The 20,563-nt window shown below is 54.4% G+C and carries 19 protein-coding genes and 3 pseudogenes; 11 read left to right on the forward strand and 11 right to left on the reverse strand.

Annotated features, from left to right (window positions below):
• A pseudogene (locus ACTH5D_RS02965) lies at positions 1–259 on the forward strand (nitroreductase family protein); the annotation flags it as partial.
• 118 nt (positions 260–377) lie between these two features.
• Here the strand turns inward: ACTH5D_RS02965 and ACTH5D_RS02970 are convergent.
• The 4 genes from ACTH5D_RS02970 to ACTH5D_RS02985 form a co-directional block, all read right to left on the reverse strand.
• Positions 378–2,111 (reverse strand): mechanosensitive ion channel family protein, encoded by a 1,734-nt coding sequence (locus ACTH5D_RS02970; protein ID WP_441668228.1) that lies wholly within the window; start codon positions 2,109–2,111, stop codon positions 378–380.
• A gap of 243 nt (positions 2,112–2,354) precedes the next feature.
• A complete protein-coding gene (locus ACTH5D_RS02975) occupies positions 2,355–2,879 on the reverse strand; it encodes a GDYXXLXY domain-containing protein (protein ID WP_441668230.1) in 525 nt (174 codons plus the stop codon).
• Positions 2,869–3,996, reverse strand: a complete 1,128-nt coding sequence (locus ACTH5D_RS02980; protein WP_441668232.1) for a DUF4401 domain-containing protein — start codon at positions 3,994–3,996, stop codon at positions 2,869–2,871. The genes ACTH5D_RS02975 and ACTH5D_RS02980 overlap by 11 nt, the downstream gene beginning before the upstream one ends.
• Positions 3,960–4,934 carry a DUF2157 domain-containing protein gene (locus tag ACTH5D_RS02985; RefSeq protein WP_441668234.1) on the reverse strand — a complete coding sequence of 325 codons (975 nt, stop codon included), beginning with the start codon at positions 4,932–4,934 and terminating at the stop codon, positions 3,960–3,962. Before ACTH5D_RS02985 ends, ACTH5D_RS02980 begins: the two co-directional genes overlap by 37 nt.
• Positions 4,935–5,165: 231 nt before the next feature.
• On the opposite strand from ACTH5D_RS02985, the gene ACTH5D_RS02990 reads away from it, so the two are divergent.
• Positions 5,166–6,020: a sulfurtransferase gene (locus ACTH5D_RS02990; RefSeq protein ID WP_441668236.1), complete on the forward strand. Its 855-nt coding sequence runs from the start codon at positions 5,166–5,168 to the stop codon at positions 6,018–6,020.
• A 58-nt stretch (positions 6,021–6,078) separates the two neighbouring features.
• Here ACTH5D_RS02990 and ACTH5D_RS02995 read toward each other — a convergent pair whose 3' ends face one another.
• Positions 6,079–7,734 (reverse strand): FMN-binding glutamate synthase family protein, encoded by a 1,656-nt coding sequence (locus ACTH5D_RS02995; RefSeq protein ID WP_441668238.1) that lies wholly within the window; start codon positions 7,732–7,734, stop codon positions 6,079–6,081.
• A gap of 208 nt (positions 7,735–7,942) precedes the next feature.
• Here ACTH5D_RS02995 and msrP point away from each other — a divergent pair, with 208 nt between their 5' ends.
• From msrP to ACTH5D_RS03015, 4 genes and pseudogenes are all read left to right on the forward strand, one after another.
• Complete coding sequence (gene msrP, locus ACTH5D_RS03000) at positions 7,943–8,965, forward strand: protein-methionine-sulfoxide reductase catalytic subunit MsrP (protein ID WP_441668240.1); 1,023 nt, start codon at positions 7,943–7,945, stop codon at positions 8,963–8,965.
• Entirely contained in the window at positions 8,965–9,582 is a 618-nt protein-coding gene (msrQ, locus tag ACTH5D_RS03005; protein ID WP_441668242.1) for a protein-methionine-sulfoxide reductase heme-binding subunit MsrQ, read from the forward strand. The genes msrP and msrQ overlap by 1 nt, the downstream gene beginning before the upstream one ends.
• A 104-nt stretch (positions 9,583–9,686) precedes the next feature.
• The gene (locus tag ACTH5D_RS03010) at positions 9,687–10,001 is read left to right on the forward strand and encodes a hypothetical protein (protein WP_441668244.1); all 315 of its coding nucleotides are present in this window, start codon (positions 9,687–9,689) and stop codon (positions 9,999–10,001) included.
• Positions 9,965–10,801: pseudogene (locus tag ACTH5D_RS03015) on the forward strand (S8 family serine peptidase); the annotation flags it as partial. The gene ACTH5D_RS03010 and the pseudogene ACTH5D_RS03015, both read left to right, overlap by 37 nt.
• A gap of 74 nt (positions 10,802–10,875) precedes the next feature.
• Here ACTH5D_RS03015 and ACTH5D_RS03020 read toward each other — a convergent pair.
• A complete protein-coding gene (locus tag ACTH5D_RS03020) occupies positions 10,876–11,454 on the reverse strand; it encodes an NAD(P)H-dependent oxidoreductase (protein WP_441668246.1) in 579 nt (192 codons plus the stop codon).
• A 223-nt stretch (positions 11,455–11,677) separates the two neighbouring features.
• Between ACTH5D_RS03020 and ACTH5D_RS03025 the strand changes: the two genes are divergently transcribed.
• Positions 11,678–12,580, forward strand: a complete 903-nt coding sequence (locus tag ACTH5D_RS03025) for a LysR substrate-binding domain-containing protein (protein WP_441668248.1) — start codon at positions 11,678–11,680, stop codon at positions 12,578–12,580.
• 27 nt (positions 12,581–12,607) lie between these two features.
• On the opposite strand, the gene ACTH5D_RS03030 is transcribed toward ACTH5D_RS03025, so the two are convergent.
• Positions 12,608–13,345 (reverse strand): YoaK family protein, encoded by a 738-nt coding sequence (locus tag ACTH5D_RS03030; protein ID WP_441668250.1) that lies wholly within the window; start codon positions 13,343–13,345, stop codon positions 12,608–12,610.
• Positions 13,346–13,626: 281 nt separating this feature from the next.
• Here ACTH5D_RS03030 and ACTH5D_RS03035 point away from each other — a divergent pair, with 281 nt between their 5' ends.
• From ACTH5D_RS03035 to ACTH5D_RS03045, 3 genes are read left to right on the forward strand one after another with little or no spacing between them, the layout of a single operon-like run.
• A complete protein-coding gene (locus ACTH5D_RS03035; protein WP_441668252.1) occupies positions 13,627–13,845 on the forward strand; it encodes a DUF1656 domain-containing protein in 219 nt (72 codons plus the stop codon).
• Positions 13,845–14,717 (forward strand): efflux RND transporter periplasmic adaptor subunit, encoded by an 873-nt coding sequence (locus tag ACTH5D_RS03040; RefSeq protein ID WP_441668254.1) that lies wholly within the window; start codon positions 13,845–13,847, stop codon positions 14,715–14,717. The genes ACTH5D_RS03035 and ACTH5D_RS03040 overlap by 1 nt, the downstream gene beginning before the upstream one ends.
• A gap of 3 nt (positions 14,718–14,720) precedes the next feature.
• Entirely contained in the window at positions 14,721–16,796 is a 2,076-nt protein-coding gene (locus ACTH5D_RS03045) for an FUSC family protein (RefSeq protein WP_441668256.1), read from the forward strand.
• A 65-nt stretch (positions 16,797–16,861) separates the two neighbouring features.
• Here ACTH5D_RS03045 and ACTH5D_RS03050 read toward each other — a convergent pair whose 3' ends face one another.
• The 3 genes and pseudogenes from ACTH5D_RS03050 to ACTH5D_RS03060 form a co-directional block, all read right to left on the reverse strand.
• Entirely contained in the window at positions 16,862–17,074 is a 213-nt protein-coding gene (locus ACTH5D_RS03050; RefSeq protein ID WP_441668338.1) for a hypothetical protein, read from the reverse strand.
• Between the two features lie 60 nt (positions 17,075–17,134).
• Positions 17,135–17,242, reverse strand: a pseudogene (locus ACTH5D_RS03055) (helix-turn-helix domain-containing protein); the annotation flags it as partial.
• Positions 17,243–17,392: 150 nt separating this feature from the next.
• Positions 17,393–18,325 carry an AraC family transcriptional regulator gene (locus ACTH5D_RS03060; RefSeq protein WP_441668258.1) on the reverse strand — a complete coding sequence of 311 codons (933 nt, stop codon included), beginning with the start codon at positions 18,323–18,325 and terminating at the stop codon, positions 17,393–17,395.
• 254 nt (positions 18,326–18,579) lie between these two features.
• Here ACTH5D_RS03060 and ACTH5D_RS03065 point away from each other — a divergent pair, with 254 nt between their 5' ends.
• Entirely contained in the window at positions 18,580–19,323 is a 744-nt protein-coding gene (locus tag ACTH5D_RS03065; RefSeq protein ID WP_441668260.1) for an SDR family oxidoreductase, read from the forward strand.
• A 183-nt stretch (positions 19,324–19,506) separates the two neighbouring features.
• Here ACTH5D_RS03065 and ACTH5D_RS03070 read toward each other — a convergent pair whose 3' ends face one another.
• Positions 19,507–20,463, reverse strand: coding sequence for an AraC family transcriptional regulator (locus ACTH5D_RS03070; RefSeq protein WP_441668262.1), 957 nt, complete (start codon positions 20,461–20,463; stop codon positions 19,507–19,509).
• Between the last annotated feature and the right edge of the window lie 100 nt (positions 20,464–20,563).

The following is a 20,563-nucleotide window of genomic DNA, read 5'->3' on the forward strand; positions in this document are numbered from 1 at the left end:
CTACGCCGATAACTTCCCTGTTTGGTCAGAGCATGCTACCGGCATCGCCCAGTTTGCCGTATGGACAGCCCTTTCACAGGCCGACATTGGCGCCAGCCTGCAGCACTACAACCCCATTATCGACGATGCCGTATTTGATGCCTGGGATCTACCGGCTTCCTGGACACTGCGCGCGCAAATGCCCTTCGGTTCTAATGAGGCACCGTTTGGCGAGAAAACGTTCATGGACGATGAACAACGCTTCCGCGTATTTTCTTAAGTCATGGCTTAGGCCATGTCCTAAGTAAGTGCCCATAACGGACTTGTTTTCGCCCGCTGCCACTGATTTCTCAGCGCCAGCGGGCGATGTCTTTTAGAGGCTTTAATAGCGTCCGGCCCTATTCAGAAGGCTTGACGTCAGCGCTACCCAATGGCGTAGAGCGCTTGCCCGGCTCACCCCGCGCAATATCGTTATGGCTAATGACCATAACATCGCGTGGCCACCAATCCGGATGGTTATCGCGAATAAAGGCCAGCAGTTTCTCACGCACATTCATTTCGGCCACCCAGCCTGCTAGCGGGTCGGACGTCATCAGATAAAAAGTAATGATCTGCGCCGTTGCGGTTTGCCCTGTCACATAGCACAACAGCTTATGGTGCTCGATAACATTCACTTCATCCTTAGCAACGTCTAGAAACTTTTGCCTTAAGAGCTCAACGTCAGCGCTTAAGTGCAGCGTCAATTCCAAAAACCGATACATCTTGGTACTTTTGACCGAAAGATTCTCAAACGGTTTAGACACAAAATAGGTGACGGGTACGATCAGCCGCCGCTCGTCCCATGAGCGCAACCGAATAAACGTATAAAAAATCCCCTCCACATAGCACCACTGCCCTTCAAACATAACCAAGTCGCCGATCCGGATCGGCTTGGCCAGCGACAGCTGAAAAGAAGACAGAATGTTCCCCAACATGGCCTGGCCAGCAATACCGACCAGTACCGCGAGAACGCTGGCGGAGGCGAGAATAGACAAGCCTAGTGTTTCGAAGATCTGAACCTGGCTGAGCACGTAAACCGATACTGCAGTGACCGTGATGAGAATAATGACGCGGCGTAACGCGTAAAGGGATGTTAACAGTCGGCGCTCATCTCGAGATTTTGTGTCATCAATCTCGCCCACTAAACGCCGCGTCATACGCAGCATAATGGTATCGACCAAGCGCAGTGCAATGGTTGCCGCGCCCCACGCCAGAACGGCGGTTAACACAACGCGGAAGGTACCCATGGCGATAGCAGAGAAAGAGACGACATAGTCCAGCAGCATCTGCGTCACCAGCGACATCACGATGAGCGCCATGGGGCCTTTTATTCTGCCCACAAAGATGCTTTTTGCGCCGGAAGGAATCAGTCGAGCCAATAACCCGACAAAGCGATAAACCCCCCACCCCATGAGCGCAACCACTATCAGGAAAATGGGAATGGCAATCCACTCCCAAATCATCAGCACGCCGAGCGATTCCTTAAAGCGTTCCGGAATATGCTCTTCCAGCATGGAAGGGCCATATTCCTTATAAAGTAGCGGAATCGACGACACGCTGTCTGACATAATTAGCCAGACGGGATCCTCATCCCCGGCTCGATAACGGCCCAGTCGTATATCGTACGCATCACCGCCTATTGGAAGCGACGCTATCTCCAGGTCTCGACGCGGCTGGCCAGCTAGAGGATTAGGCTCCTGCCCGGCCGTATTCTCAATGATCGCCTCACGACAGCCAGAAAGGTTGGAAACGTTCAGCAGCTCGCCTCGTTTGAGCACTTCAGCTAGCTGTTTGGCAAGTTCTGGTCCTTGTTCGCGCTGCTCGGCGGGTGATAAATCGGATAAATTGAGAACATGCGCGGCCGCCGCAAACTCTTCGTTGTCCGTCAGCGTTTGAAAACTTCGAATAGCCTCGCGGGGCGTGATTAAGTTGACCTCCTCTGGAGCTTCCTCTAATCCCGTATTTAGCTCATCAACGGCAAACCACCGATTATCTTCGCCCTCTTCTCCCTGAGTTTGCGCCACACACACGCTGGAAAATAGCAATGCCACGATCAACGCCACCCATGTGGGCAATAAGCCGATTGCTTTCATACATGCCTTTACTAACTAAGATGAACCAACTTACCAACCACCGACAGACCAATTAAGTAGCCAGCCTTGTGATCATCACAGAGCCATCCATGTCAGTGGGGTAAAATGAGTAAGCGCAAAGTACAGCCTATCTTATTTGATGACGCAAGGAGCAGTGACGTTCTCACCAATAATGCACTTCTTTTATCTATTCGGTTTAGCAAATATGAGCATGCACAATGCGAATATGTGTTTCACAGCACGCTATCTAGCCAGGCTGTCTAGAGACTTCAACTCGCTATCGTATAAAGCAACCAGCAGCGGCGCGCCCTGGTCGTTAATGCGAAACTGCCCATAGCGGGCGTATTGGTAGCGTTCAGCATGCCCCTCCTGGAAGAAGAAAGCGTTGGTAGCAAAGCGCACCTGGTCATTGCGTAGCTTATACTGTAGGCGCCGCTCCTGATCACCGATCGGGCTGCCATCATCTAACCGCTGGAAGTGGGCGATCTGCTGGTCATCCAAGCGCACAACGACGTGACCATTGCTGGCATTCGGGGAGTTACTCTCTTGATTCAACGTCGTTTGAATACGGCTGGCAATGGCAAAGCTCAAAGACATGTAGTCGCCCTGCATCAATGAGCGCGGGTCGACCGGCTCGAGTTCAAGATAGATAATGTCACCCAGTGCCAGATGACGCTCCTTCTGCCAAATCGCCCCATTGATCACGGCCAATACCAGTATCATGCCCGCGAGAATCATCAGTCTGTTTACTTTCGCGTTAGGCATCATTGTCTACGCTCCCATGGCTTGAGCGAGCAATCCTAATTTTCCACCACCGGCCTAGCCCAAAACGCAGCCCTAGCAGCAAGGTGCCCATTACCAATAGCGCTATCGACTTCGTCAGGAACGTGGCGTCCAACCAGTAGTAATAGCTGCCGATCGCCAGTATCAGCGAAAGCATCCCCAGTCCTGTCAGCACACGATTGCCAATAGCAAAGCCCAGCAGCATGACCACCATGCCCTGCCCTACGCTAGGGACATAAAACGTCACCCCCAACAGCACCGCACCGGCAGCGTAGGCCGCCCAGCGTGCGCAAGCTAGCGACTGTTTATGAAGCAATCCTTGAAAAAGGATCAGCTGCGCCAGCGCGACAAGTCCAACGCTCAGCCACGTCCCTAGCCGCACTAAATTGCTATCCAGCGCTTCATAAAGAAACGATAACGGATGACCCGCATGCGCTAGCCCCTGAGTGACCAGCAGGCCCAACGCGAGTCCATAGCCCCACGCCTGCATCTCTTTAATGCGCCGTGGCCAGCGAAATTCATTTAACCAAAGTGCGGTGAGTGCACAAAGCACAATGCCACTGGCGACCATCCCCATCGCCGCTGTTACCCACGCCAGATACAGCGCTACGCTGGCAGCAAAGGCAGAAAAGCCGCGATGCGTTACGCTTGGCATCACTAGCGCCAGTACGCTCTGTAAAACCAGCATCGACCACCATGCATAGGCAGCGTTATTCCAATGCTCTATGGCGGCCCAGCCCACTAGCAACTGACCGGCCAAGCTAATGGCGAGCGCCAGATGCTCGAGCACATCACTGTAAACTGCCCGCAGTAGCGCAAAAGCAGTGCCGATCAAAACGAGCCCCAGGCCTAACGATGCAGCGGCGCTCTCGACAATAAATACGCCGCCCATGGCGATAAAACCCAGTAAAAAAAACGCCGCCAGCCAACCGGAAAAAGCCTGCAAAACGCGCACAAACCACGGCGTTTCTAGCGTCGCCGACAGCGTAGAAGCGTTTAACACAATGCCTGCCTGGGTCAGCTTGGCTTTTAAACTATTTGTTTGAGCATCGTCGGCTCTGCGCATCATTGCCATGTCTCCCGATGTAGCCGTTTCAGCCATACGACAGCCCCGGTGCCCATCGCTAACACCACGATGGTCATGAGCAGCAAACTTCCTGCCTGCCACTCCCCTTCCCACAGCCAGTATCGAGCAAGCAGCCACGTGACCACGGCAATCACTGAGACGCAGCCACCTGCGATCATGAATAGATCCGGCAGCCAGTGGCGATAAACGGTATACAGCGCCGCAAGCCAGAGAGGATAAATCACCAGCACTGACGACCACATCGGCTGCATTTCGGCAATCAGGGACATAAATAGCAGCGTGATCGGTACCCCGCTGCCCGCCGAGAGCAAGCGAGCGGCCCAACGACCTTCACCCCAACGCCCGGAATAAGCGCCCCACTCCCAGAAGATCAATGCAAGGGTATTGACCCCCAACAACCCCCACAGCGCAGCGTCACTGTTGGCCAGGGCGCCAAACGGCCCACCCCACGTGCGAAAATAAAGCCCGACGGCAAGATTGAGCAGCCCCAACCACAGTATCCACAGTAGCTCAAAACGTGCCACCCAGACCCAGAGCAACGTTAGCAACGCCCAGGTAAAGAACAGCTGCCAGGGGTCGGCACCGGTTTGGTACACCTGACCAAACAGCGCTAGCAGCACACCCACTAACAAAGTGGCCGACGTTAGCGCCACACGCTGCAAGGTCAGGCGAGTCTTGGCCCACACGGCGATACCTACCGCCAGCAACACCGCGGCTTGCACCACGCCAAAGCGCAGCCAACGCCCCATCTCGACCCAGTTATAGGCAATAAAAAACAACACCGCAAAGGCTAGCGCCAGCCCACCCAGCCACAGCAGTAATCGATCAACAAAGATCGCCCAATCACGGGGCGATGGCCTCAACCCAGCAGTCTCAATAGCGCGCGTCACCTGCTCTGGCGGTATGACGCCTTGCTTAATTAACGACACCAGTTCACGGCGTGAAGAAGCCATGGCATTCCTTGGGAAGGTAGAGAAGTTAGCACTCAATAATGCCGACTGGTCAGCATAGCCTGACCATAGACGCTAACGAGCAAGAGCGAAAGAGGCCGTCGCTGCACCATTGGCGCGTACTTAGGTTTAACGATGAATAAGGGAGCACTATAAGGTTTTACGCCTTCCAGGCCCACGCCTTATAAGAAATGCAGTAGGATCAATGTTCGACTTATTTTTCAGGAGCCTGCTATGTCCCTCGCACAGCTGACGAGCCCACTTGCTTTGGACCAAAAGCAACAACAGTCTGGCCTGGTGATTCTGGATTGTCGCTTTGCGTTGGAAAACCCGGACTATGGCCAGCAAAGCTATGCCGCGGAGCATATCGCCGGGGCGCATTTCGCTGACCTGAACCGTGATCTGAGCTCGCCGATTATCCCAGGGGTGACCGGCCGTCATCCCTTACCGGAACCCGCACAGCTGGTGGCGCGCCTGCAGGACTGGGGCATCGATAACGACAGCACCATCGTGCTTTATGACGATGGCCCAGGCGCCTTCGCCGCCCGGGCTTGGTGGCTGCTGGCGTGGCTGGGTAAGCGAGATGGCGTGTTCATTCTTGATGGCGGCTTGAACGCCTGGCTCGCCGCCGGCCTGCCCTTGAGCCAGGATTCCCCGCAGCGTGCTTCCGGGCAGTTCAGCGGTCAGCCAGATAATCACCTGCTGTTGGAGGCAAAGCAACTACAGCAGCGTCTTGGCCAGTCGAACCTCACCTTACTGGATGCCCGAGGCTTGCCACGCTTTCGCGGTGATATAGAGCCTATCGACCCGGTGGCCGGACATATCCCCGGCGCGCAATGCGCGGCGTTTACCGACAACCTGGGTAGCGATGGGCGTTTCTTGCCCGTGCCGCAGCTCAAGCAGCGTTTTGCCGAGAAGCTTGGCGCACGCCCACCGGAAGAGTTGGTGGCCTATTGCGGCTCTGGCGTAACCGCCTGCCATAACCTGTTTGCCCTTTGCCTAGCAGGTTACCCTCTGGCCAGCCTGTACGCAGGATCCTGGAGCGAATGGATCACCAACCCTCAACGGGCGATTGCTACCGGCGACTAACTCCTCACTCTCGGCGCTAAGCGCAGGTGAGCACTCGGAGATCCAGTAGTCATAGTTGTCACTCCAACTTAGTAAAACGCAGCCGCTCTATCGCCGGGGGCGGCAAGAAAGAGTCCGCTCGGGCATCTTCCCAATAGTGCTTAAACACGGTGTGCTCACATTTAGAATGCAGCAGCTCATTGGGTTTCAAGAACGTAAAGACCTGATCGTAAGACTGAATCTCATTTTCTGATACGCGGCGGATGATATGTTCGGGCCCAAGCTCACTCGGGTGTGTGAGCCCTGCCGCCCCTAGCATTTCCGCCAGCGCTTTTAACGTATTGCGGTGGAAGTGATATACCCGCTCCGTTTTGTCAGCAATATCCAAATGACGGCTGCGCTTAGGGTCTTGAGTTGCCACACCACTTGGGCACTTGTCTGAGTGACAGTTAAGCGCTTGAATACAGCCCAGTGAAAACATAAAGCCCCTGGCGGCATTGCACCAGTCAGCCCCCAGCGCCAGCGTTCGGGCAATATTAAAGCCCGACGTGATTTTGCCAGCAGCCCCTATGCGAATGTCCTCGCGCAGCCCGGCCCCAACAAGCGTGTTGTGCACCAGCGTCACGGCTTCGGTGAGCGGCACACCCATGCGATTAATAAATTCTAACGGCGCGGCACCGGTTCCCCCTTCGCCGCCATCTACCACAATAAAGTCAGGCCGTTCACCGGTTTCCAGCATGGCCTTCACAATCGCAAACCACTCCCATGGGTGGCCAATTGCCAGCTTAAACCCAACCGGCTTGCCACCGGAAAGCATACGTAGGCGGGCAATAAAATCCATCAGCTCTAGCGGTGAAGAGAAGGCCGTGTGAGCGGCGGGCGAAATCACATCCTGGCCTATGGGCACTTCCCTGGCCTCGGCAATCTCTGCGGTGACTTTAGCCGCCGGCAGTATGCCACCATGGCCGGGCTTGGCGCCCTGCGACAGCTTTATTTCGACCATTTTGACCTGATCATCGCTGGCGTTGGCGGCAAACCGTTCCTCGTTAAACGAGCCATCGTCGTGACGGCAGCCGAAATAGCCAGAGCCGATTTCCCAGACTAAATCGCCACCGTGAATGCGATGATAGCGGGAAATCGACCCTTCACCGGTGTCGTGATAGAAGCCCCCTTTGCAGGCGCCCGCATTTAGCGCTTCGATGGCATTGCCTGAAAGCGAGCCAAAGCTCATCGCCGAAACATTAAGCACGCTGGCCAAATAAGGCTGACTACAGCGGCTACCGCCTACTCGAACCCTAAAGTCAGCGTCTTCAATCGCACAGGGCAGCAGCGAATGATTGATCCACTCATGGCCCGGCTTATACATATCCAGCAGTGAGCCGAAAGGCTTCTTATCGCTCTCATTTTTAGAGCGCTGATACACCACGGCACGCTGCTCGCGGGAGAACGGGCGCTCGTCCAGATCCGACTGAATAAAGTACTGGCGTATCTCAGGGCCAATGGATTCCAGGGTATATCGAATGTGGGCCAAGATTGGGTAATTACGGCTGACTGTTCGCCGTGTTTGGCGCATGTCGTGCAAGCCTAGCCACGCAAGCAGGCCAAAAAGTGCCACACCTACTAACCATACAAGTGAAAATGCTAAGCCAATCAGCGAGATGACCAGTAGGATCACGCAGGCAACAAAGGCGGCATTGCGCAAAGGAATGCGGGTTAATCCCCGAGCTTCTATCATGAGAATACAAACTCCTTATCAACCGTCTGCAAAAGGGTATGACGGCCTAGGTAGCATATCGGAGCAAGGTAGCGGCTCACCAGCCCAATTCGCTCTATTTGATGGAGAGGATTAGTATAAGTTTTGGTGAACTTACCACACTAAGTAATATCAAATGCTCAATTCATTACATACGTCGTGCGCAGGCTTTTTCTAGCGGAGGCATCATATGCTTATAAAAATTGCCAAACCCAGTGATTTACACGAATCCGATGTAACCCCGGAGTCTATTTACCTTTCACGTCGGCGCTTCATGGGTGGCATGGCGGGCCTAGGCGCGGGGATTGCTCTGGCGGGACAAAAAGCTTACGCCAATGCCACTGACTATTCTGATGTGCCTGACGGCAGTGCACCGCCCTGGTTAAGCGACAAAATTAGCCAAACTGAGTGGCGCGCGGTTACCCCAAGCGATCCTGAAAAAGACATCATCGCCCCCTTCGAGGATGCCAGCAGCTATAACAATTTTTACGAATTCGGTTCGGGAAAAAGCGACCCAGCTCGTCATGCAGGCAGCTTAGAAACTCAACCCTGGAGCGTGGTGGTCGACGGTGAAGTCAACAACGGCGGGCGCTTCACACTTGAGGGCTTCGCCAAGCCGTCGCAGTTTGAAGAGCGTATTTACCGCCTGCGCTGCGTCGAGGCGTGGTCGATGGTCATTCCCTGGCTAGGCATTCCCCTGGCCGAGATAATCAAACGCGCCGACCCTACCAGCAAAGCGAAATACGTGCGTTTTGAAACGCTAGTAGACCCGGATCAGATGCCAGGGCAGCGCTCGTCGTTCTCGCTCATTGATTGGCCCTACGTGGAAGGTCTGCGTTTAGACGAAGCCATGAACCCGCTCACGCTACTGGCGATGGGTATGTATGGCCGCGAACTGCCCAATCAAAACGGCGCCCCCCTGCGGTTAGTGGTGCCGTGGAAGTACGGCTTTAAGAGCATCAAATCGATCGTGCGCATTTCGTTAGTTGAAGAGCAGCCGGTCAACTCCTGGCAGGAGATTGCCGCCAACGAATACGGCTTCTACGCTAACGTAAACCCGCAGGTTGATCACCCACGCTGGAGCCAAGCCTCCGAGCGGCGGCTGCCCAACAGCCTGTTCAGCCCGAACCATATTGATACGCTCATGTTTAACGGCTACGCGGACGAAGTTGCCGAGATGTATGCGGGAATGGATTTAAGGGCTAACTACTGATGGCAGCACCGCGTATATGGCTTTTTTGGCGCATTGGCGTTTTCTTGGCGGCATTAACACCGCTACTGTTTTGGGGCTGGCAAGTAGCCAATAACGCGGCTGGCCCTGAACCCGGGCGTTACCTATTACTCAACATCGGCATTGGTGCACTGTGGATGCTGCTGCTCACGCTAAGCCTTACGCCGCTGAGCAAACTGACCCGCTGGAAAGGCTTTGCACTTATTCGGCGCCAGCTTGGCTTATGGACACTGGCCTACGCCACGCTGCATTTACTCAGCTATGTGCTATTTATTCTGGGGCTTAACTGGGCGCTACTGGGTAGCGAAATCGTCAAACGCCCCTACATTATTGTTGGCATGATCGCGCTAACCGGCCTTGCCGTGCTGGGCGCGACCTCCAACCGCTGGGCGATGAAACGCCTAGGCAAGCGCTGGAAGCCGCTGCACAAATTCTCTTACGCTATTTTAGGATTGGTACTGCTGCACTTCTTTTGGATAGTGCGCGCCGACCTGCGTGAATGGGCCATCTATGCCGCCGTTGCTGCATTAATAATGGCCACCCGCCTACCGCCTGTTGCTCGCACCCTGCCTAAGTTTCGTCAGCGGTTTAGCCGTTAAATACCCTTGGCAGGGTAAACTCGCGCAGGCCAGGTTCATGTTCAGTTCACCTAATGCCGTTATGCTATGAGCAGGCAGTCTAATACCGTACTGGAGTCGTAATAATGGCCGTAAAATATCTGGGCGCTACCCGTCGGGTAATAGCGTTAGGATCGCTATTGCTCGCGGCTGGTGCAAGCGCGGAGCAGTCTATAGGTGATGAACATCCTATACGCGTTGAACACCTGCAGCGCTGTGGCGACCTTCTACAGCAAGATATTCAAGAGTTCTGCCTGAACGTCAGCGGGCTTGATAGCAGCGATTTTCAGGTAAAGCTGAACGGCATGCCGCCGCGCCCGACGGACATGGCACAACGGTTGCCGGCGTCTTTGCCGCCGCCTGGAATGAAGGCGGCAATAGCGGCTTTCTACGCGGGCTAGACTCGGTAGGCCCGGGCTTTGATGTGATAGTTGACCGCAATTCGGATGCGGGCATTACCGCCAATATCGCCGCGTCGGTCAACCTGGTAGAAGACGGTGTACGCGTGCTCAATTGGAGCTGGGGCATTCATCGAGTAGGAGCCATCAATATTGACGGTAAAGAAGTCGACTCGCTGGTGCGTTCCGGTATTGCCATGAGCGGCTATGAGGAACTGCTCGAAGAGTTCTTCTTATGGCTACGCCGCGAGCATCCCGACGTGGTGGTCGTCAACTCAGCGGGTAACGCCTCGTCGTTTTCTGGAAGTGATGATTACCGCCTACCGTCCTCTTTCGTGACCGACCAGCTGTTTGTGGTGGGTGGCCATCAGCAAGGCGATCACGACCTGCAGGTTGACGAACCTGGCTACGTGGTTAAACGCGACACGTCGAATATCGATATGCGCGTCGATATAACGGCTACCGCCCGCGTTAGAGGCTCTTCTCTGGTAGAGGGGGAGCAAGGCCCTGCTCATTGTGGCACCTCTTACGCAACGCCTCTGGTGGCCGGTTTATTGGCAGCCATGATGTCGATAGACCCCGCCCTTACACCGGCGCAATTGCGCATGCTATTGCGTCGTAGCGCGATGACCATCGGTGAAGAATACGATTTCGAACCGACCGATGCCGATGACCTCACCGCCCCGATACTGCCATCGGAACGTGCTAATGAGCTCGATCACCAGGATATCGGCCTGTCAGCTAGATTAGACATGTACAAAGCGCTAGATCTCACCGTTCAGAGCCTAGATCGAGAGCGCTGAGCTAAGCTAGTCAAGAGAAGGCACGCCACACGACCCAGACAAGCCCACCTTACGCGATGGGCTTTATCTTATGTTTAGCCAAGAACTGTGCGCAGATGGCGGCGATAAGCATCGGTATCACGCTCAACGTTAGGCACTTTCATCACATCGTTAGCAATAAACGTCGGCAGCGCCGCTAAGCCGATAAACTCCTGCGATTTATGAAACGGAAAGTACACCCCATCCACGCCACGCCCTTCAAAGAAGTTACCCGGCGCTTCGAATGCTGCCAACGGCGCGTTCCAGGTCAACGACAGCATATAGCGGCGCCCCTGCAGCAAGCCGCCGCTGCCGTACTGCTTGCTAGGGTCTTGGCGCGAACGGCCATCGCTGGCGTAAAGTGAACCGTGCCCCGCAGTCAATACTTCATCAATGTAGCGCTTGACGATCCAGGGGGCGCCCATCCACCAGCCAGGCATTTGATACACAATCGTATCGGCCCACAGATAGTTCTGCACCTCGGCATCTACATCATAACCTTGGTCAATCACTGTCTCGCGCACCTCATGTCCCAACGTCTGTAAGGTACTCACTGCCACGCTTTGCAGCGTATTATTGAGTTCACCGCCAGAGTGAGCGAACGCTTTTCCACCATTAATCAGTAAAATCTTCATTGCTTGAATTCCTAAATAATTACCTAGCAACTTGGCCATATAACATAGCTAAGCAGCATAGCTAGAGCTGTATATGGCACATATTGTGAAATCAAAAGAGATGAAAAAGAAGCCATGTTTGGTCAAAATACTTTTGATTTAAAATCAACAATGCTGATAACGTTATCGGGCCATCTCATAGCAACATACAAAGATCGAAATGCCTGATTAATGAGCATCCCATATGAAAAGCACCCTTGAAGAACAGCAGGCATTTGTCACGGTGATCGACAGTGGCTCAATCACTAACGCCGCAGAACGGCTCGGCATTACGGTCTCTGGCGTTAGCCGTGCGCTTAATCGCCTAGAGCGAAAGCTCGGCACTACCCTGCTGCGCCGGACAACGCGTCGTTTGGAGCTCACAGAGGAAGGCGAGACGTTTCTGGGCTACTGCCGCCACATTCTGGCCGCCGTGGACGAGGCTGAAGAAGCAATGCTGGATCGCAATAGCCAGCCCCAGGGCAGACTGAGGATCAACGCAGCCCCTAGCTTTATGCAGTTCGTGATTGTGCCGGTGATTGGCGAGTTTCGCGCTCGCTACCCGGGTATTACACTGGCGCTCGACACGCATGACCGGTTTGTCGACCTGCTAGAACAGCGGGTTGATCTGGCCATCCGTATCGGCGAGTTGGAAGATTCTTCGCTTCATGCACGCTTACTCGGCTACAGCCCGCTGCGCATTCTGGCAAGCCCCGCTTATCTTGAACGTCATGGCGCACCGCAAAGCATTGATGATCTCAAACAGCACAGCCTGCTGGGTTTTAATCAGTTTGACCATCTCAACCGTTGGCCGCTGCGTCACGCCGATGGATCACTCTTAGCCATCACCCCAACGCTGGCGGCCTCTAGCGGTAGTACGTTAGTAGAGCTGGCCGTAGCGGGCGAAGGCATCGTGTGTCTCGCCGACTTCATGACCACTATGCCGCGCCAGAAAAGCACCCTCATTGAAGTGCTTCCCAACCACATTGAGCTACAGTCCCAAACCGTCAACGCCGTTTATTACCGTCAATCCACGCTTTCACAGCGTACGCGGCTGTTTATGGACTTCTTAGCAGAGCAGCTGCCGGGGACGTATTTACAGCGCTGAACGCAACGATTGCGATGCCATTTAACGTTAAGCTTTTCTGGCGACCATCAGCTTACTGGCCATACGCACCGTCATAACAATGGCGCTCAAAGCAACGGCGATCAAAAAAACACCCAGCGCCAACATCGCGTGGAAGCCGAATAAATCAAACAACACTAATCCGGCCATACACCCGCTCAGGAATGAAAAAATCGTCGTTAAATGCGTGTGCAGCTGCTTTTGAAAAAAACGTCGATCGAGCCCTTTATCGCGTGAAACAAATGACGACAAGAACGAGCCTAGTGCAATGCCAACATCCGTCAACGTGCCGGTCACGTGAGTGGATCTCACTCGCCCATTCGACAGTTGCGTGGAGGTGGAGTTATGTACTCCCATCAGAAAGCCGAGGGTTATCAGTATCTCCGCATTGAAGCGTGCCGAGTAAAACAAAATTTCAAACACTGACACTGCGGTTAATGCCACACCTTCCGCCAGGAGAATCAGGCAAAAGATTGTTCTGAATTTTTGCCCGGCAATCACGGCAACTCGCGCGAGGCCACCGCCTATCACAAATGCCAGAAGCAGAGCGGCTAGAAACAAAAAGCCATACGCATCTGAGCTAGCCACCTCACTCGATATTTGCGAGGCATTGCCACTCATATGCGAAGGGAGAAAGCCAAAGGCGGCCAAGGCCATGGCGTTGAGAATACCGGCGGCCGTCGCTAACACCAGTGCCAGATAACGATCTTCGGTATGGGATCGAGCTTTCTTCTTTTTAATCAGCACAAATCTTTTCCACCATTTTGAAGTAGACAAAATAAGACGTTAAGACTAAAGCATAACTCTTAAAGCGTTAATGAAACGTGAACGGTTCTCTAACGCCCTACGCTGATGGTTATTGTGCTTCCCAAGCGTGCAGTGGAAAACTCAGCTTATGCTCTATCACGCTAAGGGAAAAATTGGTGTAATCTTTCTATACTGGCAGGTGGAAAAAACGCCCAACGTGCGTGATTCACCTCGCTACACTCAGCGCTATTTATGTTGCTTCCAGGCCATTTAAGGATGTTATGGGTCTTCAAGAAATCGCTTTTGGTGGCATTTACCTCAGCCCACTGCTGATTTACGCATTGATTGGGTTTGTCGCAACGCTAGTGACACGCTCCCTGTTCCACTGGGCAGTCGGGCAGTATGCGCTGTGGTACGAGGCCTGGTTCGACATCTCGCTTTTTGTCATCTTTACGGCAGCCACCACCTTCATTTTTACCATTTTGCTTGAGAGCCCTTAATGCGCCCTTCGCTTCGTATTCTGCTGACCCTTATTATTGTCGCGATTGCCATTGCCGCCGGTGCCTGGCTATGGCGCTACTATCTGTACACTCCCTGGACCCGCGACGCCCGTGTACACGCAGAAGTGATCACCATTGCCCCCGATGTTTCCGGCTGGGTGCGTACCCTTGACGTTGCGGACACCGATTACGTAGCGCAAGGCGATGCGCTGTTTGATATCGATGAAACGCGCTACCAGTCTGCCGTCGACAGCGCCCAAGCCACGGTGGACCATCGCCAGGCAACGCTTGAGTTAAACCGCGCGGAAGAGGGCCGACGCAACCAATTAAGCAATAGCCAGGCGATTAGTGCCGAAAATCAGCAGATTGCTCAAATCAACTCGCGTATTGCCGCCGCTGACTTAGAACAAGCCCAGGCGCAATTAGCCAGCGCCCAGCTTGATTTAGCACGCACAAAGCTTACAGCCCCCGTCAGCGGGCACGTACTTAACGTACATCTCACCACAGGCAACTACGTGAATCGCGGCACGCCGGTGATGGCACTGATAGCCGACAACTCTTACTACGTCGTCGGTTACTTCGAAGAAACCAAAATGACATCGATCAACGTTGGTGATCCGGTCAATGTCATCCTGATGAACGGTGATACTCATTTAGACGGTCGGGTTGCGGGCATTGGCCGCGGCATTGCCGATAGCAACACCAGCCTTAACCCGCAGTTGCTACCCCAGGTAGCGCCGACGTTTAACTGGGTGCGTCTGGCGCAGCGTATCCCCGTTCGCATTACGTTAAACGAAGTGCCTGATGAGATGCTGCTGAGCGTGGGTATGACGGCAACCGTGCGCGTTCGCCCTGCCGCGCAGCCTGAGTAAATCATGTCGCCGTTTCTGCAAGCCTACCTGACGCCCAATGCCACGGCGGTTAAGTTCGCCATCAAGACCACGCTTGCAATGATGCTTGCGCTCTACATTGCGCTATTGTTCGATTTGGAACGCCCCTACTGGGCGCTAATTTCCGCGGCCTTTCTGCAAATTCGTCCGATGAGCGGCATGGTGGTCGAAAAAGGCATCTGCCAGCTTGTCGGCACTTTTATTGGTGCTGTAGCGGGCATTGTAATCATGGCATTCTTCGCTCAAGCCCGCATACCCGCACTTATCACGTTGACTAGCTGGATTATGCTATGCACCTATGTTGGCTCGCTATGGCGTAATAACTATACCTATGGCTGCCTGATGGCGGCCGTCACCGCGATGCTGATCGTGGTTATTTCCAGCGGTAGCACGCCCGCGGGAATTTTCGATATCGCGGTGGCGCGCCTATCCGAGCTAGGGCTGGGCGCGGTCTGCGCCATGTTAGTTAGCTCACTGCTATGGCCATCCCATGTGGGAACGCATCTTGCCATCCAGGCCGACAGCGTGATCAACGAAGCCTTTGAGCATGCCGCCCTGCGCCTGGAAGCTAGCAACGATATTCCCGCCATGCAGAAGGCTCTTCGAGGTAGCTTAGGCCCGTTAACCTTACTAGAAACCGATAGCCAAGCTGCGCGTTTTGAAGGCCCTATCGGCCCGGGGCGGGTACGCGCGACCCATGTGCTAACGCGCCGCACCCTGCGCTTTTTCGCCGATTTACAGGCACTCCATCAACTTATGCACGACCACGCCGACCGGCTTGACCCACAAAGCCTTCAGTTGGCATGTCGCGTTGCGCAGGGTTTTCGTGATGCAGAACACGTCAAAGGCGTCATTGAGGCCAGAAAAGCGCTTCAAGCGCTGCGTCATGAGGTCCATGAAAGCGATGAAGAAAGCAGCTTAGCACCGCTAGACCGCCGCCTTCGATTAGGACTACGTGAATCAATTGGCCACGCTATGGTCATGCTCGATGCCCGTGAAGCCATAGCCTCGCCAGGACGCTATAAATTACGTTCATCGCAGCTAGCCTGGCACCGCGATCACCTTGCCGCTAGCATTAATGCCATACGCTCAGGGCTGGTGTTTTCGCTGCTGGCGACCTTTTGGATTGTCACTGCCTGGCAGAGCGCGATGATTGCGATGATGCTAGGCACTCTGTTTTCTGCTTTCTTCGCCAGTCGTGACAACCCGATAGCGATTACCATGATGTTTTATAAGGGCATGCTGGCCGCTATTCCCAGCGCTTTTCTATTTGGCCATGTGCTGCTTTCTCAGGCCAATAGCTTTCCGTTACTCGCGCTCATTTTCGGAACCCCACTATTTTTAGGACTGTTAGGGGCCACGAATATGGCCACCATGGGGTACTGCCTCGCCTTTACTATTTTCAACATCCTATTGACGATGCCTGGCAATGGTATGGACTTCTCGTTTGATAGTTTTGCCAACCGAGCCATCTCGGTGATTATCGGCCTTAGCTGCGTCGTCATGGCCTTTCGGCTGCTCCCAGGCCTGGCCACTCAGTTGAGACGACGACGCCTGATAAAAGCGATCTCCAAAGATATCCATGCGCTGAGACGAAACTCCATTCGCGACGCCGAAACCCGCTTCAGCGGCCACATGGCGGACCGCCTACTGCATCTAGCACAGCACGATGACATGCTGCCCGAAGAGCAGCGCCACCTGTTCATTCTTGGCCTTACCGGGCTCGATCTCGGCACCGCCACGCTAAGGCTGCGCGACCGGCTAGACGATGCCCCGCATCCGCAGATCCGCCAAGCGCATCAACACCTTCTTCGCACACTCGCTACCGGTTTTGAGCACAGCGCTACCGGCCACCAGCCACGAGGCATTCGTGAGGCAGGAAAAGAGCTGGATGAAGCGATTACAACCTACGGCAATGTACCCGCCGACCGCCGTATCCTGTTGGAAGGCCTGATTGAACGGTTGGAGCTCTCGCTTGAGCGTCTGGCGCGCATCATGGCAGAGCGGCCGCATATCAAGCCGCCCATCGACGCAGATACGCTTGTCTCTTCATCGAGTTAACGAGACACACGGCTGTTTATAGATTTATGAGGAAGGCAGATATTAACCTGCTGCGTTGAAGATAATTAAAGTCCAAGCATCAGCGTTCTATGCGTGGCTAGCCCTGCCATGGCACCATCGGCTACGGCAAACGTAACAGATCCCGCCGCACGGGCCATATCACCGCAGGCAAAAATGCCTGGAACGGACGTAGCCTGCATCGCATCGGTTTTGACGATGCGCCCCATTGATACGCAGTCGTCCCGTAATCTTTCCTTCGACGCTCGAGGCATCCTCAAGATTGACTCCAAATCGCTCAATAACGGGCTCAAACGGAGAAGTAGCCGCTCACCGCTCTCGGTCAGGGAGACACTGCGGGTGGTGCAATGCAGCAGTCTCGTACCCAGCCTTTGTTCTAGAGTGCGCACGGTATGGCTGAAAAGTAGCGGATATGCCAACCCCACCATTACATCTGGCGCAGGGAAGTACCGCCTATGACTCTATGGGGCATGCGCTAAACACGCGGAGGAAGTCACTCGAAGCTTATAAAGACCTAACCCAGTCTGCCGACAGGGATGAAGTAGCTTGATAACCAGTTGGCCACAATATTCCTTAACTCAAGCGCCTATTCGTTGCGACGCAGCAACCTCTCCCTTCATGTCTTGGAGAGTTTTTTGATAGCGCATAGCATCGCGCTTCGGCGGTGCTTGGAAAAGGCGGCCATATTCGCGAGTGAACTGAGAAACACTCTCGTAACCGACCTCGAAGGCGGCACTGCTTGCAGAACACCCTTCGTCGAGCATCAGGCGTCGCGCTTCAATCAAACGCAGCCGCTGCTGGTATTGACCCGGCGTTAGCGAGGTCATGTGTTTGAAGTGCTTGTGAAACGAGCTGGAACTCATACCTGCCTTAGCCGCAAGTTGCTCAACAGCTACTCGTGTTTTGTATTCGGCTCGAAGCGTTTCAATGGCGGCGGCAAGATGGCTCGCATAGCTATCCGGGCCGGCGACTTCCCGCAAGGCGGTGCCATGAGGCCCGGCCAGCAGCCAATAATGCAACTCCTGCATGATGCCAGGGCGAAGTAGCGCTGCTGAGCCGGGATGATCAAGGAGTTTCATAAGCCTGGAAGCACAGTCAATCAATTCCGCTTCGGTGTCTTGAGCGAATAGCGTCTGCATCTCGGATGGAGGCTTGGCAGTGGCATTCCCTATATGAGCGGTTAGCTCGCGCAAAATTACCATGTCCAGTTCAACCGCGACCGCCAGGTAAGGCTCGCTCCGGCTAGCCTGCACAATCCTTCCAACGACGGGCATATCAGCGCTCACGATCGCCGACTGCCCGGCAGACAAGACCCGCTGCTGGTTGCCCACAAGAATGCGCTTTGACCCCTGCAGAACCAAGCAAACCAATGGCTTATAGACTGAATGTAGATCCCCAGCAGGTTCCTCGAGGCACATCATTCGCAGGCCCGGCAAGGAAGTCAGCGCCAATCCATCGCTGTTGGCATGGCGTCTGGCATATGTTTGAACAGCTTGTTTGAGCGAGTTCACAAGTTTTCCTCCCCGGTGTCTTCTCAAATTTAGCATGTAGGTACCGCAATTTCCTCGCCCCTGCGGGATAAGGCAAGTTTAGCGCAGATATGGGCAAGCCCCGCCAGCCTAAAATTGTTAAAACTAACGTGACGCAGTCATTACCGAGTCCAACTGCCGTGAAGAAATCAACTGAGCAGAACCGGTCTGGACATCCGCACTCATGGCATTGCGTTCTACCGATTACTTCATACCGTTAGAAAGAGGATGTAACAGTGAAAACATCAGGAAATACCATACTCATCACTGGTGGCGGCTCCGGAATTGGTCGTGAACTTGCCCTTCGCTTCAATGCGCTTGGCAACACCGTCATCGTCGCCGGTCGTCGCATGGAAACCTTGGAGAAGACCATTGCTGGCCAGCACAACATGCACGCGATGGTTGTCGATGTCGAGGATCCAAAAGCCATTGCGGCCTTTGCAGAGCGAGCAGTTGCCGAGCATCCCAACCTCAATATCCTGATCAACAATGCAGGTATCATGCGGCGCGAGGATTTATCCAGTACGCGCGACCTGAGTGACGCCGAGCAGACGATTGTCGCTAATCTGCTCGGGCCGATCCGGCTGACAAACGCGCTTACCGACCACTTAGTGAGTCAGCCAAACGCAGTGATTGTGAACGTTTCTTCTGGCTTAGCTTTTGTGCCGCTGAGCGGCACGCCAACCTACAACGCCTCTAAAGCGGCCATTCACTCCTATACCATCTCCCTTCGTGAACAGCTCAAGGGCAAGGTAGAGCTCATCGAGCTTGCTCCCCCCGCCGTGCAGACAGAGCTAACGACAGGTCAGTCAACCCGTGAAGGCTATATGCCGCTCAACGACTACATCGAAGAAGTCATGATGCTGTTTAGCCAACAACCGACACCCAAGGAAATTCTGGTGGAGAAAGTAAATTTCCTCCGTTGGGCGGAGCGTGAAGGACGTTTCGATCAGGCGATTGAGATACTCAACAAGATGTGAGTTCACGCCGTCTCTCAAAGCGAAAGACCTCATGGCAGGCGCAGCGTAGAAGTCAACGTTGAGCCGACTACGCCACTTCTTAGGGTGATCCGGGATGAGCTGAAACTCACCGGCGCCCAGTTCGGTTACGGCGTTGCACAGTGCGTGCCTGTGTAACGCGACGGCTTGCCCACGCGTCTTTGCTCAAACGATAGATTCGGTCTCCGCCGTACTTTCGGGTTCAGTGGGTGACATTCTGCCGCACGAAGTATCTCGAACATAGCGGGCTGGCGGCACTCCTTCATGGCGGGTGAAGGCGACACTAAACGTACTCGCCGAACTGTAGCCAACTCGACTGGCCACCTCAGCAATGCTGGCTTTATCTCTGCGCAGTAAATCCTTGGCTAACGCCATGCGCCAAGCGAGTAAATACTCCATTGGCGCCATTCCCATCGCGTGGCCAAACCGCTCGTAAAACACTGAGCGGGAGAGCGTCGCCTCACTTGCTAGTTGTGTCACTGTCCAAGAGCGGCCAGGACTTTCATGCATCAAGCGGATCGCGACCGCAAGACGCTCATCTGTTAGACCACGCAGCAACCCGGGTGCTGCATTCGTCTTGCCACCAGAACGAAGGGCTTCGATGAGCAGGACTTCTAACAGGCGCTCCAGCACGACATCACGCGCGGGTCGTTGCGCACGCGTTTCATCGCTGACGAGTTGCATCAGTATGGCCAGCCGACTCACTCCCCGAACTTGTACAAGCTTCGGGAGCAGCGACGCCAGCAAAGCCGCATCCGGGGAGCGAAAAATACAGTAACCCAGCAGCAGGCGAACATCGGGAGGATCGTCTACGCTGCCAAGCCTGTGTTCACCATTGGGCAGCAAGATGGGAGCCGAAACGATGTCCTTGGCGCCCGTTGGCAGAAGGCTCGACATTGCGAAGTTCTGCGCCGAGGGGATCAGCACAAAATCTCCCTCCATAAGGACAATCTCGTCATGCCCTTCTGCTTCGAGACGGCATCCTCCCTCAAGAATAGCGCAATAGAAAGGGCCCCCAACTTTTGAACGGTGGACGCTCCAACGACCTGATCCGCTGCCCCGTTTTGAGAACGGGGCAGCGGGCTGAAGCAACGTAACTACTTGGGCGAAGGGATCAAGCAATTCAGGACACCTGCAAATAAAATACGGACATTACACTGTAGATCATCCTGAACTAGTTAGCCATACTCTCACATGCAACGCCCTTTTCCGGGGTGACCTT

The sequence above is a fragment of the Halomonas sp. genome, from assembly GCF_052095695.1.
Lineage (GTDB): Bacteria > Pseudomonadota > Gammaproteobacteria > Pseudomonadales > Halomonadaceae > Vreelandella.

Excerpts from the sequence above, each read along its gene's own strand:
- ACTH5D_RS02970 (WP_441668228.1), bottom strand. The coding sequence starts at position 2,111 with ATGAAAGCAATCGGCTTATTGCCCACATGGGTGGCGTTGATCGTGGCA.
- ACTH5D_RS02975 (WP_441668230.1), bottom strand. The coding sequence starts at position 2,879 with ATGATGCCTAACGCGAAAGTAAACAGACTGATGATTCTCGCGGGCATG.
- ACTH5D_RS02980 (WP_441668232.1), bottom strand. The coding sequence starts at position 3,996 with ATGGCTGAAACGGCTACATCGGGAGACATGGCAATGATGCGCAGAGCC.
- ACTH5D_RS02985 (WP_441668234.1), bottom strand. The coding sequence starts at position 4,934 with ATGGCTTCTTCACGCCGTGAACTGGTGTCGTTAATTAAGCAAGGCGTC.
- ACTH5D_RS02990 (WP_441668236.1), top strand. The coding sequence starts at position 5,166 with ATGTCCCTCGCACAGCTGACGAGCCCACTTGCTTTGGACCAAAAGCAA.
- ACTH5D_RS02995 (WP_441668238.1), bottom strand. The coding sequence starts at position 7,734 with ATGATAGAAGCTCGGGGATTAACCCGCATTCCTTTGCGCAATGCCGCC.
- msrP (WP_441668240.1), top strand. The coding sequence starts at position 7,943 with ATGCTTATAAAAATTGCCAAACCCAGTGATTTACACGAATCCGATGTA.
- msrQ (WP_441668242.1), top strand. The coding sequence starts at position 8,965 with ATGGCAGCACCGCGTATATGGCTTTTTTGGCGCATTGGCGTTTTCTTG.
- ACTH5D_RS03010 (WP_441668244.1), top strand. The coding sequence starts at position 9,687 with ATGGCCGTAAAATATCTGGGCGCTACCCGTCGGGTAATAGCGTTAGGA.
- ACTH5D_RS03020 (WP_441668246.1), bottom strand. The coding sequence starts at position 11,454 with ATGAAGATTTTACTGATTAATGGTGGAAAAGCGTTCGCTCACTCTGGC.
- ACTH5D_RS03025 (WP_441668248.1), top strand. The coding sequence starts at position 11,678 with ATGAAAAGCACCCTTGAAGAACAGCAGGCATTTGTCACGGTGATCGAC.
- ACTH5D_RS03035 (WP_441668252.1), top strand. The coding sequence starts at position 13,627 with ATGGGTCTTCAAGAAATCGCTTTTGGTGGCATTTACCTCAGCCCACTG.
- ACTH5D_RS03040 (WP_441668254.1), top strand. The coding sequence starts at position 13,845 with ATGCGCCCTTCGCTTCGTATTCTGCTGACCCTTATTATTGTCGCGATT.
- ACTH5D_RS03045 (WP_441668256.1), top strand. The coding sequence starts at position 14,721 with ATGTCGCCGTTTCTGCAAGCCTACCTGACGCCCAATGCCACGGCGGTT.